The organism is Pseudomaricurvus sp. ABR4_320 (genome assembly GCF_056159445.1).
The window spans coordinates 414,000-427,305 of record NZ_JBSWVF010000003.1 but is presented as its reverse complement, the minus strand read 5'-3'; the positions used below and the strand labels follow the sequence as shown (position 1 = coordinate 427,305).

Below are 13,306 nucleotides of genomic sequence, written 5' to 3'. Positions count from 1 at the left end.
ATGTCGCATGCTTACAGTCTTTGATGAAAACCGATGTGTTTCAGGCCTCGGTGGCAGAGTCGCAAAATTATGACGTCCATACTAGAAGCTGTGAATACCCATCTTGGTAACGTTGTCCTGCAATACGATGGCGGTGGTGGATTTCAGGTTTTGAATTGCGCGCCGCCCTGGTTTCGCGACATCTTTGCACTCCACAGTGACACCTATTGCGCCAATTTGCAGGGACACTCACTGTTTCTGGACAATTTCTTTGTCGATGCCTTTGAAGCCTGGGAAGGGGCTTTGATTGATCCGGTGCTTTCCGGTCCATTCATTGAGGTTTTGGGCAGTGGTAAGGAAGTTGCGCTGGAGGCGACTGCGCTGACGGTTGAGCATCAGCGAATCTTGGTGTTGAGTCGCCTCGGGCAGAGTTACTGGGAAGCTGAACGGGTGTTGCAGCGCGCCAGAGAAAACCTTTTGCACCAAGAGCGGTTGGAGCAGGAGGTGCATCAGCGAGCCAGGGCCTTGCGAGAAGGGCAAACAGAGCTTGCTAGCCGATTAATTCACGCTGCCGGGGTTAGGGATGAAGAAACCGGTGGTCACATTCAGCGTATAGGGCTTTACTCGGCGGAAATGTCTTCAGCCATTGGTTGGGATGCGTATCGTATCGATGAGATCAAAGCCGCTGCTCCTATGCATGATATCGGCAAAATCGGTATTCCCGACAGCATATTAAAAAAGCCCGGACGCTTAACGCCGGAAGAATTCGAAGTCATGAAACGCCACGCCCAAATTGGCGCGGACATCCTCGAGGACAGCAACAACACCATGATTCAGTTGGCCGCAGATATTGCACGCTGTCATCATGAACGCTGGGATGGCCGAGGTTACCCCCGTCGCCTCGCTGGCGAGAAGATTCCGCTTGCCGCTCGTATTGTCTCCATTGTGGATGTTTACGATGCCCTGCTGCAGGATCGCATTTACAAACCACCACTGGAAGAGTCCGTCGCTCTGGGCATGATGGATAAGTTGGTCGGGCGTCAGTTTGATCCGGATCTCTACCAGATTTTTCGTGAGCGTCTCCCGATACTTCGCAGCATTCGAGAAGCCGTTCCTGATTAAGTGGTTTTCTTTGTGCTGTGATTTTTGTTCAACATTCCTCTCGGTTTCTCTCTGTCGTTTGCGCTTGCCTGGCGGTGTTGGTCCTGACTGGGTGTCAGGAAACCGCTGAGTCTCGGCTCGAAAACTACACCGGCAGACTTCTTAACAGTGTCGACGCACGACTCGAGAGCATGTCTCTCAAAGCCCCTGTAACCTATCCATCCCGCCGGGATCTGTTACAGCCTTTACAGGGAACGCAAATCAATCTATTGGATTTCTTACGGCTTAGTGACTGTGACTTACAAAGGCTGGTTGGTGAGCGCAACAGCGTGTTGGGTAAAGTCATGCCCATGTCGCAACGGCTGATCTACGAGCGGCAATTCGTTCAGTTGGGTGAGTTGTGTCTGGACTCTCTCTCTGAATCAGAGAGTCGGCAGGGGCTTGTCGAGGCGTTAAAGGTTGCAATCGTCGCCAAGCGCACGGATATGCCCAGCTTAGAATGGAACGCCACGGCTGCAGGTGAAGAGTTTCAACAACTGTTTTCTGAGGGAGCCTTACCCCTGTCGCTTGAGGAGGCGCGGGTGCCAACAACAGAGCTGTTCGCGGCATTACAGCAGTTGCATCAGGAAATAATACGGCCTCTACCGAATTCCGCGGCTCTGGAAAACCTGCTTGGTATCATCGGTAGTGCCAAGACTGGCGGGCAGCTCCTGCTAAGTGAGCGACTGTTAATACGGCGGCTCAATGAGTTGACTGCTGCCGTGTCAGCGCGACGGGCACGTCGCCCGCTGTGTTTTCAAGGGCGACCTTCACCTGAGGCCAAAATCGCTGAAACGGTGATGCTCAAATACTATATTGCTGAAATCCAGCCATACATCAGTGATGTTTTTCGGCAGAGTCGAGATCTCCGCACCTCTCTGCTGGAATTGTTGGAGCCCTATCACCCCTGGCCGGAGGCGTTTCAGGATTATTGGCAGGCGAATTGGTCTGAAGACAATGCCGAATCAACCTGGATGGCTTATCAAGATGCCGTCCAGTCTCACACTCAGATGTGGCGTGATCTGCTGGATGAGTGCGGTTTGGCACCGGGTGATACATCCCCGTAGTCGTTTATGAGCCAATTGAATAGCGGTAATTTTATCCATAAGTTTTCCTCTGGCGGCCAGACAATCACCTGAATTCTCAAGTACAATAGCGGCCGTTTGTTCAGTTGATCCGCACAAGTCACAGAGCTAAATCACGTTGCATTTGTACATGGGGTGTAGCGCGAAAATTCTTTAGTTTGTGTTGGGATCGGCCTCCATCAGGACAGAGGTGATGGGAGGTGTGCAGTTGTCGTTCTCTGGCTCTTGCTAGCGCCCTTTGTCACCTTTCCATGAGCCGCTATCGTCCTGGAATCCGCTGAATGTTGCCTGCGAATTCGCGCAAGGCATGCCGTTGTAAAATCGTGATCACCATGAAATGCAGAATATTGAATCGAGTCTTTGGCTATTTTGAAGGCCTGACCGACCCTTTCCCCCCGGAACATCCTCAGCAACCTCCGCAATCCCTGTTTGCATTCTGTCGTCATTATGTCCGCGGCATGGAGCCGTTTTTAATTTTGATGGCCATAGGCACTGCATTATTGGCCATCGGTGAAGCGTTGCTTTACGGCGTCCTCGGGCAGATCGTCGACTGGCTGGCAAACAGTAACCCAGAGCATTTTCTGGAAGAGGAGTGGCCCAAGCTTGTCGGCATGAGCGTTTTTGTGCTGGTGATTATTCCCATCGTCGTGATTTTCCATTCGCTACTGGTGCACCAGACGTTGATGCCAAATTTCCCGATGGCCGTGCGTTGGTTAGCCCATCGTTATCTGCTCGATCAAAGCTACAGTTTTTTCCAGAACGAATTCAGCGGTCGGATCGCCACTAAAGTCATGCAAACTGCGCTGGCCGTGCGCGAGTCAGTTATGAAAGTGCTGGATGTCATGCTGTTCGTGTGCGTGTATGTCGGCACGGTCTTGTTTTTGGTGGCAGATGCGGATTGGCGGCTTACCGCTCCAGTATTGATTTGGCTCTGCGCCTATGTTGGCATTTTGAAGTTGCTGTTGCCGCGTTTACGACGTACGTCCGAGCGCCAGGCGGATGCTCGTTCATTAATGACGGGCCGCATTGTCGACAGTTACACCAACATCATGACGTTAAAGCTCTTCTCACACAGTCAACGTGAAGCGGACTATGTACGCGAGGGGATGACGGAATTTATCAACACCGTTTATCCTCAGATGCGTCTGGTGACGCTGCTGAATATTTTGGTCTGGTCCATCAATATGCTGTTGGTGTTTGTGACCGGAGGGTTGGGCATTTTTCTTTGGATGCATGATGCTGTGTCGCCGGGCGCGATTGCCATCGCCATCAGTCTGGCGATTCGATTGACGGGCATGTCCCACTGGATTATGTGGGAAGTCAGTAATCTCTTTGAAAACTTGGGTACTGTCAGCGACGGAATCAGCACCATCAGTAAGCCCCAGGCCATTGTTGATCAGTCGAATGCCCCTGCCTTAAAAGTAGGGAAGGGTGCTATCGAGTTCGATCATGTCAATTTCTCGTATGGTAAAGGCGAAACCGTCTTTGACGGCTTGAATTTGAGTATTCGACCGGGGGAAAAGGTTGGCGTGGTTGGTCGCTCTGGCGCCGGGAAATCCACGCTCGTCAATCTGTTGCTCAGGTTCTACGATTTGCAGCAGGGGATCATCCGGATTGATCAGCAGGATGTGCGCTCAGTCAGCCAGGAATCGCTGCGTTCGGCCATCGCCATGGTGACTCAGGACACATCACTGTTACACCGGTCAGTGCGGGAAAACATTATGTTTGGCCGACCGGATGCGACCGAAGAAGAGATGATTGCCGCCGCTCGTCGGGCCAAAGCCCATGACTTTATTCTCGGGTTGAGCGATGTGCACGGTCGCCACGGTTACGACACCCACGTGGGTGAGCGCGGGGTAACCCTCTCTGGCGGTCAGCGACAGCGTATTGCTATCGCGCGGGTGCTTTTGAAAAACGCACCGATTCTTGTCTTGGATGAGGCGACCTCCGCCCTGGATTCTGAGGCGGAAATCAGTATTCAACAAAGTTTGAATGACTTGATGGAAGGCAAAACGGTTATAGCAATTGCTCATCGCCTCTCGACCATCGCCGCTATGGACCGGCTTATCGTGCTCGATCAGGGCAAGATTATTGAAGAGGGCAGCCATGACGAGTTGATTGCTAATGGCGGCCTCTATGCGCAGCTGTGGTCACACCAGTCCGGTGGCTTTCTCGGCGAGGACTAGCCGCGTCTCTAGGTTAGAGTACCGAATCGGGCTTCGCCCTCTTTGGTGAAGGTCGGCGTGCCGATGATCATCAATCGCATTTGATCGGCGCGCAAACCGGGCGCATAGCGCAGTTCAATTTCTCCCGCGAGCATTGGCGACAACGCTGACAGGTACTGTTGTGCAATCACCCCGTCTTCTGGCGCGCACAGCAGTATCAAACCGTGGCGATTCGACAGGAATTGAGGCCCCAGATCTATCGGCTTGAGCTGTTTATCTTCCAGCTGAGCGCCGGTATTGGTTTGCGTCAAAGCGCCGATCAGTTCACGACTGAACTGGGTTCTGGAGTCCGAGCCTGGTCGCGTCCAAACCAGCAATTCCGGTTGCAATTGTTGGTAGTTGACGCGCAGCTGGGTGAGTTGATTCAGCGTTTCTGAACGTCGGTAGCGGCTGATCGGTGCATAATCCTCCGTCAACTCGACACCTGTATCGGTTGGAATGCCAGACAGGGGCAGGGTCAATTCCATGCCGGCGTTATTGCTGGTGAGTACTGTAGGGATCTCTGTTTTCATCGGCTTGCGAGCGAAGCAAATGATCAAAACGGCGATCAAGATCAAAATCGGTGGTAGTGCCGCGGCGAGCCGTCGATTGGAACGGCTGCGGCCGCACGTCATTCTTGTGCTAGCGAAATTCATTGCCTGGATCTCTCTGATGCTTGCCAGGCTTCCTGCCGGTCGTGCCTCTCCATCTCATTGAATTTGTTTTGTCCCGATTCGTCTGAATTGCCGCCAATAACGGTGTATCGATAGCGCTTGTTTGTCGGGAGCTTGAATGCAACTTTGACCACGATTATGCGAAGAGTTCAGCGGCTGTCTATGAAATGCCAGTAACGCTTGGACGGGGAATTTAACGTTACTGATCACCGATATGCTGTCTCTCTGCCATATAGTCATCATAGTCAGGACAGAGGCGGCTGGATGCCTGTTGAAACAGGGGCGAGGTGATGATCATATCGGCACTGCTTTCATTACATGCCACGGGAATATTCCAAACCGCGGCGAGTCTTAGCAGGGCGCGTACGTCCGGATCGTGTGGCTGGGCTTCAAGGGGGTCCCAGAAAAAAATGAGCACATCGATTTTACCCTCCGTGATCAGCGCCCCGATTTGTTGATCACCACCCATTGGCCCACTGATAAGTTTGCGGATGGGTAAGCCGGTCGCTTCCACGATCACCTTGCCCGTCGTGCCCGTTGCGTAAAACGTGTGGGGCTGTAAGGCCTTCAGATGAGTTTGGCACCACTGAATCAGCGCCGGTTTCTTATGGTCATGTGCCACAAGGGCGACACTTTTCGTTGCGGGTACTTCGATCGATCGGTAATCCATAGCCAATATCTGTTCTGTTTTTTCGGTATTGTACCGCAATCGAACCCTTTGCGATGAATTTGTGTGCCGCCTTAAAAGGGGTTCTTTAGAAAGGTCATTGACAGTGGGTGTTCAGTGTGAAGAATTTGGTGACAGCGATGTCATTACCTGCGGAGGCTCCTTTGCTGTCGGGTAGGCAAAATCGTTCATTAAGCCCATTCATCAAGGATGTAAAAGAGAGAATAACGTGAAGCAAATACTCGGTTGTTTGGCATTGGTAGCAGGTCTTTCGGCGTGCTCCTCTGCTGTCGATAAAACACCACAGGCATCTGCCGAGCCTCAGGCCTCAACCGCAAGCGGGCAGGTCAGCGGTGTTCGTGAAGGCGACGTGGTTGCCTACAAAGGTATTCCCTATGCTGCGGCACCTGTAGGTGATCTACGCTGGCAACCGCCTGCGGAAGTAGCACCCTGGCAGGGTGTCCGAGCGGCGACGGGCTACGGTCCGGACTGCATGCAGAATCCGTTTCCGGGAGATGCCGCGCCTCTGGGGACGGCCAGCGCGGAAGATTGTCTCTATTTAAATGTTTGGACCCCGGCAGAAGCGGCCGCCAAGCGTCCGGTGATGGTATGGATTCACGGCGGTGGCTTTGTCAACGGCGGCGCGTCGCCTGCGGTTTACGATGGTTCCGCGTTTGCCCGCAGTGGCGTGGTGCTGGTGAGCTTCAACTACCGCCTGGGCCGTTTTGGCTTTTTCGCACATCCCGCTCTGTCGGAAGTGCAACAGGGGCAGGCGCTGGGTAATTATGGATTTATGGATCAGCTCGCCGCTCTGGAGTGGGTGAAGAAGAACATCGCCGCCTTCGGTGGAGATCCGGAAAACATCACGGTATTTGGTGAGTCTGCTGGCGGACGCTCCGTGAACACGCTCTTGGTGATGGATGAGTCGCTCACCGAAGGCTTATTTCACAAGGCGATCTCTGAGTCCGGCGGTGGGCGCAGCCGTGGCTGGAGTGATTCCTGGTTGAACCGGTCGGTCGCGCCAGCCGGTTATGACGGTGAAACCGCTGAAGATAAAGGGGTTGCCTTTGCCCAATCTGCGGGCATCGACAGTTCAGGGGCGGAGGCTCTCGAGCAGCTCCGTGCATTGCCAGCCGATGCCATAGTGAACGGGATGAATATGGCGGACACCCAGCCGGCAACTTACAGTGGGCCGATGATTGACGGGCAGCTGATAAAAGAGCCTATGGGAACGTCATTCCGTGAGGGGCGTTACCGTCACTTGCCGTATATGGTTGGCGCTAACACCCATGAATTTGACATGATGTCTCAGTTTAATCCGGAGGGAATGGCATCCAGCGCAAGGGAATTTATCCAGGCAACATCTGCAGATGACGCTACGATCGCCAGCGCCTTTGCACTACCGAATACCGAAGAAGAGCAGTTGCCATTGTTAGGCGGGCGCATTCTAAGCTCGGTTTTGTTTATTGAATCGGCGCGGTTTCTGGCTGACACACTGGCGGAGGATGGCACGCCCGTGTGGCTTTATCGCTTTGGCTATGTCGCCGATGCTCTGCGTCCGCAAACCGAGGAGGCCTATCATGCAACAGAGATTCCCTTTATCTTTGAAACTCTGGCAGACCGCTATGATGATGTCTCGTCTCGGGATACTAAGGTCGCGAGCGATATGCACGCCGCTTGGGTCGCTTTTGCCCGCTCAGGGAATCCAGCGGATGGAGGTATCGACTGGCCGGCGTACGTTGCTGGCTCTGACAAGTTGCTGTTCATCGGCGATGATGATCCTGCCTATATCCTCGATCCGTACCAGAAACGTCTGGATATGATCGAAGATTACTTGACGCGCTGATACGCTAACACCTTTTGTTGGCGAGTGTGTCGAACATCGCCAACAAAAGGTAAGTATTTTCGGTGAAAGGAACGGTTGCCCACCTAAAACGCGGTTTCGCGTCTCTGTTTGAATTCAAGGACGTTAAGCGTCCTGTCGCTCTCTACGGCGTATGTGCTTTTGCTATCGCGCTACCGATTCTTATCGGACAACTCACGGGTTATTCCGCCTACGGCTCCATCGCGTCAATGGGGGCCGTTGTCTGTCTGTACACCCCTTCTGCGACACTTTGGCGGCGAGCCAAGACTCTAGCGTTCGTCCTCCTGGGGTTGACCTTGGCGTTTGCTATAGGCTTAGCGGGGGATCGAGGATTGATAGAGAGCACTGTGTCGTTGATGTTAGTCGCCTTCATTGCAGTAGCCTGCTGTCAAAAAATTCGATTAGCACCACCGGGAAGTTTCTTTTTCATTTTAGCGTGCTGCCTCAGTAAAGCTGTACCCTATGATCCCTCTGAATTTTATTTACGAGTGGGGTTGGTTTTTGTTGGTGGTTTGTCTGCGGCCATTTTCCTGATGTTGTTTTCTTTTCTGATGTATTGGCGAGGAACGCTCTGGCAGGTGCCGTCGCCACCGGTAAGTGATGAACCTTGGACGACGCTTCTGTCACGGGCTGGGATTGTTGGCGTCGCTGTGGGTGGAGGCTATTGGTTTTCGTCCGTGATTGGCTTTGAAAATCCCTATTGGGTATCCATTACCTGTGCGGCCATCTTTCAGGGGCAAACGATGGAGGACTTTTGGGGGCGGACGATTCACCGCGCATTTGGCACAGCAGTGGGTATGGGGTTGGCCTGGCTGATTTTTTGGCCTGAACCTCCGGCGCTTGTGCTTGTGTTAATCCTGTTTTCGCTCAGTTGGACGATCGAAGTTCTGGTCGCAAAGAACTATGCCGTGGCCTGCTTTTTTATTACACCATTTACCATCATGCTGGCGTATTTCGCGAATACCAAAGCGCCGGCGATGTTGATCCAGGCGCGGATGATCGACGTCCTGATTGGCAGTGCCATCGCCCTATTGTTTGGCGCCCTGTTACTAAGACTAAAATTGATGCCCAGCCATCGCCATTGATGGCCGGTAAAAGGGTGTTGCGATCAGGTGTTGGTGGTGACAACTCGCACGGGGTCATCATTGCGGACGCCATCGGGCGGGTTGGTAATCACCTGCTCGCTGCCTGTGAGTCCATCGCGAATCTCTACCACCCGGCCCAGATCTCGTGCGATGATCACCGGTTTACGGGTGACGTGATTGTTCTCATTAACGGTAGCCACGCTGAGTCCAGACGCATCAAAAATGATGGCGCTGGCGGGAATGGTGTAGACGTTTTGCGGCTGAGGTAAATCCAAATTCACCATCGCATAGGCTCCAGGTAGTAGTTCCCCGGTTGGATTGTCGACAATTATTTGCATCAGCGTAGTGCCACTGCTTTCATCAACGGCCCCAGCGGAAGCGTAGACGGTCGCCTCATAGGTATCTTCCGGTCTCTCAGGAACGCTGACCTTAGCCGCGGTCCCGACCTTGATTTGCCCCATAAAATTTTGCGGTACCCGGACATAGACTCGAATTTTGCTGACATCGGCAACTTCAAACAATGCATCGCCACCATTGCTGCCTGCGCTGATGAGATCTCCCTCATCGGTGGCTCGATGAGTGACCACGCCTGAGAAAGGGGCCAGTATTCTGGCATATTTTTTCTGTACTTCCAGAAAGCTGACCTCCGCTTTTGCAGATTCTACGGTGGCGAGACTGGCCTGCCAGGCGCTGACGTTTTCCTCCGCTTCCTGCACGGAAACGGCTTTGGTTTTTGCCAGAGTTTGCCAGCGTTTTGCGGTAGATTCTGCGAGTGTGGCGTTGGCCTCGGCAACGTTAAGGTCGGCGCGAGCCTGCATGAGTTGTTGATCGATATCCGGAGTATCAATGACGGCGATCAGGTCGCCAGCATTCACGTGACTGCCAATATCGAAGTGCCACTGCGCCAGATACCCGTCAACTCGCGCATACAAAGGCGCCTGACGAAAGGCTTCCATACGGCCGGGCAACTGCAGATGTTGGGCGTTGTTTTGTTGAACCGGTTTGGTTACGGCGACGGTGGGTACGGCGACTTTGTCAGTAAAATCCTGCAGGTCGGCGGCGTCCTTGGCTCTAACGGTATAGCCGTAACCGGCGATAAGGGCGGCGGCGATGACAGTGACGAATCCGACGGATCGCATGCGTACGCCTTTGGGAGTCGCTTCAGGCATAAACCTCTCCTTCGGTTGGCGATTGAGACTCTGGCGTAGGCGCGGATTGTTGGTGGCCGCGATGACAGAGGCTGAATAAAACGGGAACGAAAAACAAGGTGGCAAAGGTAGCGAACATTAAGCCGCCAATAACGGCTCTGCCGAGGGGAGCGTTTTGCTCGCCGCCTTCACCCAGGCCCAGAGCCATGGGCAACATACCAATCATCATCGCCAGAGCGGTCATGATCACTGGCCGCAGGCGGGCAAAGCCGGCTTCGACCGCCGCCAGAATCGGATCTCCGTGTTGTGCCAGGGCTTCTCGGGCAAAGCTGATGACCAGTACGCTGTTAGCGGTCGCAACCCCCATGCACATAATGGCGCCGGTGAGTGCTGGAACACTAAAGGTGGTGCGCGTTGCAAACAGCATCCAGACAATGCCAGCGAGTGCCGCCGGCAACGCGGCGACAATGACAAATGGATCTCGCCAAGACTGAAAGTTGATCACAATCAGTAAGTAGACCAGTACGATGGCTCCCAACAGTCCAAAGAGTAAGCCCACAAACGCATCGTTCATGGTTTTAACCTGGCCGCCGAGATCGACACTGGAACCTTTTGGCAATGTCTCTGCGTGCGTATCGATGACCTTGCGTAAATCACTGGCGACGGCGCCCATATCTCTTCCCTGAACACTGGCGTAAATTTGGATAATGGGCTGAATATTGTATTCACTAACAACGCCCGGCGTATTGCTGCGACTGAAGCTGGCAACCCCGCCGAGAATCAGAGGATTCTCTGAGCCGCTGCCGTTGACTGGGATGCTTTTCAAATCTTCCAAAGAGTCAATGGCGTACTGAGGGGTTTGCATCACAATCGGATAGGACACCATATTTTGCGGATTTAGCCACCAGGTGGGTGCCACTTGCGACGACCCAGCCAGGTTAACCACCATGCTGTCGGTAACATCGCTTTGCGTGACATTCGTAAACATGGCCTGGCTGCGATCTACATTGACATTGATAGCGGGGGCGTTGAGTGTTTGTTGAATGCGCGCATCAGCAATGCCGGGAATCTTGCGAATCTCCGCCAGCAGGCTGTTCGCATATTCAAAGTTGGCCTGGGTGTCGTAACCCCGTATTTGTAAATCGATAGGGGAGGGGGCGCCGAAGTTAAGAATCTGGCTGACAATGTCTGCCGGCAAGAAGGAAAAGGTCATACCCGGAAAGCGCTCTGGAAGAATTTCTCTGAGCTTTTGTACGTACTCTTCTGTTGGTGCGTGACCTGGCGACAATGAAATTTGAATATCACCATCTTGGGTACCAATGGTGCCGTTGTTACTGTAAATGGTATTGATGCTGGAAATATAGGTTCCTATATTGTCCGCCAACGCTTCCAGATCGTCTGGTGGAATCACCTCACGAACAACCTTGGTAATTTCTGCGAAACGGGCGGCAGTTTCTTCGACCCGTGTACCGGCCGGTGCTCTCGCGTGCAGAATAATCTGGCCGCCGTCGACAGAGGGAAAGAAATTTCTGCCCACCTGAGGGACCAAGATAAACGACAGACCAATAAAGGCGATAAACCCAATCAGAAAGGGGCCGCGACTGACCATCACGTTTTCCAATGTGGCTCGGTAGCCGCCGCGCATGTTATTGAATCCGCGATTGAAGCGTTGCTGAAAACGTCCGAGTGGGCCTTTGGGTGAATCGCTGTGATGTACGCCGGCTCGCAGAAGATACTTGGCCAAGGTGGGGACCAAGGTAAACGACAATAGAAACGAAAAGATCATTGCCAAAATGACGGCTTCGGCAAGGGGAACAAACAAATATCTCGGTAATCCCTCGAGGAAGTACATAGGGACGAATACGATACAAATGCAAAGTAGAGAGGCGAATGCGGGGGTGATAATTTGTTGGGTGCCTTTGAAAATGGCCTCTTCAACGGGCAGTCCATTTTCCAGTTGCACTTCAATATTTTCGATGGTTACTGTAGCCAGGTCGACCAAAATTCCGACGGCGAGAGCAAGGCCTCCAAGGGTCATGATATTGAGTGTGTGCCCCATGGCCGACAGGCCAACAATGGCTCCGAGAATCGATAGTGGAATAGATGTGGCGACGATAAGTGTCGGGCGCCAGCTGCCAAGGAACAGCAGAATCATAAAGCTGGTTAATGCGGCGGCAATGCACCCCTCTACCATAACACCGTGAATGGCGCCGCCAACAAACACGGACTGGTCGCCAAGAACCTTGATATCAAGATTGTCAGGCAGTTGGTCGCGCACCTCTTCCACTCGACGCTTTACGCCAGAGATAACATCGAGTGTCGACGTACTTCCGGTTTTATAAACGCTCATCAATACCGAACGATTTCCGTCAACATGCACAATATTTTTCTGCACGGCGCTGCCATCGCGGACATTGGCAACATCTCGAATGTAAACCATGGCGCCATCGACCCGCTTAATGGGGAAGTTTCCGATCGCATCGATGGTCTGCGGTGAGTTGTTCAGCTTGATGGCGTATTCTAATTCGCCGATCTTCTGGGTACCTGCGGGGATGGTAAGGTTCTGTGCTGCCAGGGCATTAGCGACGTCCTGGCCGGTCAGTCCGCGCGCGCGCAGTTGATCCGGATCCAGGTCGATTTGAACCTGTCGGCTCTTGCCGCCAAATGGCCAGGGTATCGACGCGCCGGGCACGGTCACCAGTGCCGTACGCAAGCGATTCATCGCGAGATCGGCCAGTTGTTGTTCCGTCATGCCTTCGCCGGAAAGCGCCAACTGCATAACAGGAACAGATGCCGCGCTGTAGTTCAAAATCAATGGCGGTTGAGCCCCGTCAGGCATACGGCGAATAATCGTCTGGGCAATACTGGTGACCTGCGCGTTGGCAAGGTTGATATCGACACTGGGGTGAAAAAAGATTTTTACGATACCAAAACCGGTGTAGGAATTGGCCTCAATATGCTCAATATTATTCACCGTCGTGGTCAGCGTGCGTTCAAACGGGGTGGTTATTCGGCCCGCCATTTCATCTGGTGGTAAGCCGGTGTACTGCCAGGCAACCGCGATGATGGGGATGTCTACATCTGGGAAGATATCTGTGGGCGTGCGTAGGATCGACAACACACCAAGGATCAAGACAATCAGTGCGGCAACAATAAACGTATAGGGACGGTGCAGTGCGATTCTGACCAGGGACTGCATGGATACTCCAGCGGGGCAAAACGTCGTTTAAAATACCCCGACGACGGCGGGAAAGACAGGCGAACGCTGTTCATCGCACCTATGAATCCTTTTTATTAATCAGGGCTGTCGTTTTACCTTATCGGGTGAAAAGTCCTATGGGCAGTTAAGAATTGTTGTGTGCCACCTTCATGCACACTGCTGAAGAATTTCAAGTGAGGTTGGGCTATTTAAATGAATAGCTTGATTATCATTCGTATGTAATATATCGAAGGCTAACGG

9 protein-coding genes are annotated in these 13,306 nt (G+C 53.0%); 5 read left to right on the top strand and 4 right to left on the bottom strand.

Annotated elements, in window-relative coordinates; genetic code table 11:
• Positions 1–69 precede the first annotated feature (69 nt).
• The 3 genes from ACXAFR_RS08050 to ACXAFR_RS08040 all read left to right on the top strand — a co-directional run bounded on the left by ACXAFR_RS08050 (position 70) and on the right by ACXAFR_RS08040 (position 4,390).
• Complete coding sequence (locus ACXAFR_RS08050; RefSeq protein ID WP_475175211.1) at positions 70–1,101, top strand: HD-GYP domain-containing protein; 1,032 nt, start codon at positions 70–72, stop codon at positions 1,099–1,101.
• 17 nt (positions 1,102–1,118) lie between these two features.
• Positions 1,119–2,186 (top strand): DUF3080 family protein, encoded by a 1,068-nt coding sequence (locus ACXAFR_RS08045; RefSeq protein ID WP_475175210.1) that lies wholly within the window; start codon positions 1,119–1,121, stop codon positions 2,184–2,186.
• Between the two features lie 350 nt (positions 2,187–2,536).
• Positions 2,537–4,390 (top strand): ABC transporter ATP-binding protein, encoded by a 1,854-nt coding sequence (locus tag ACXAFR_RS08040; protein ID WP_475175206.1) that lies wholly within the window; start codon positions 2,537–2,539, stop codon positions 4,388–4,390.
• An 8-nt stretch (positions 4,391–4,398) separates the two neighbouring features.
• Here ACXAFR_RS08040 and ACXAFR_RS08035 read toward each other — a convergent pair whose 3' ends face one another.
• On the bottom strand, positions 4,399–5,064 hold the full coding sequence (locus ACXAFR_RS08035; RefSeq protein WP_475175204.1) for a hypothetical protein: 666 nt from the start codon (positions 5,062–5,064) through the stop codon (positions 4,399–4,401).
• A gap of 217 nt (positions 5,065–5,281) precedes the next feature.
• Positions 5,282–5,752 carry a methylglyoxal synthase gene (locus tag ACXAFR_RS08030; protein WP_475175201.1) on the bottom strand — a complete coding sequence of 157 codons (471 nt, stop codon included), beginning with the start codon at positions 5,750–5,752 and terminating at the stop codon, positions 5,282–5,284.
• A 226-nt stretch (positions 5,753–5,978) separates the two neighbouring features.
• Between ACXAFR_RS08030 and ACXAFR_RS08025 the strand changes: the two genes are divergently transcribed.
• Positions 5,979–7,595, top strand: coding sequence for a carboxylesterase/lipase family protein (locus ACXAFR_RS08025; RefSeq protein ID WP_475175198.1), 1,617 nt, complete (start codon positions 5,979–5,981; stop codon positions 7,593–7,595).
• 62 nt (positions 7,596–7,657) lie between these two features.
• Positions 7,658–8,698 (top strand): FUSC family protein, encoded by a 1,041-nt coding sequence (locus ACXAFR_RS08020; RefSeq protein ID WP_475175195.1) that lies wholly within the window; start codon positions 7,658–7,660, stop codon positions 8,696–8,698.
• Positions 8,699–8,721: 23 nt separating this feature from the next.
• On the opposite strand, the gene ACXAFR_RS08015 is transcribed toward ACXAFR_RS08020, so the two are convergent.
• Together ACXAFR_RS08015 and ACXAFR_RS08010 are read right to left on the bottom strand one after the other, a co-directional pair.
• Positions 8,722–9,867, bottom strand: a complete 1,146-nt coding sequence (locus ACXAFR_RS08015; RefSeq protein ID WP_475175192.1) for an efflux RND transporter periplasmic adaptor subunit — start codon at positions 9,865–9,867, stop codon at positions 8,722–8,724.
• Positions 9,860–13,045: an efflux RND transporter permease subunit gene (locus ACXAFR_RS08010; RefSeq protein WP_475175186.1), complete on the bottom strand. Its 3,186-nt coding sequence runs from the start codon at positions 13,043–13,045 to the stop codon at positions 9,860–9,862. Before ACXAFR_RS08010 ends, ACXAFR_RS08015 begins: the two co-directional genes overlap by 8 nt.
• Positions 13,046–13,306 lie beyond the last annotated feature (261 nt).

Coding starts and splice junctions, on each gene's coding strand:
- ACXAFR_RS08050 (WP_475175211.1), top strand. CDS start 70: ATGACGTCCATACTAGAAGCTGTGAATACCCATCTTGGTAACGTTGTC.
- ACXAFR_RS08040 (WP_475175206.1), top strand. CDS start 2,537: ATGAAATGCAGAATATTGAATCGAGTCTTTGGCTATTTTGAAGGCCTG.
- ACXAFR_RS08035 (WP_475175204.1), bottom strand. CDS start 5,064: ATGAATTTCGCTAGCACAAGAATGACGTGCGGCCGCAGCCGTTCCAAT.
- ACXAFR_RS08030 (WP_475175201.1), bottom strand. CDS start 5,752: ATGGATTACCGATCGATCGAAGTACCCGCAACGAAAAGTGTCGCCCTT.
- ACXAFR_RS08015 (WP_475175192.1), bottom strand. CDS start 9,867: ATGCCTGAAGCGACTCCCAAAGGCGTACGCATGCGATCCGTCGGATTC.
- ACXAFR_RS08010 (WP_475175186.1), bottom strand. CDS start 13,045: ATGCAGTCCCTGGTCAGAATCGCACTGCACCGTCCCTATACGTTTATT.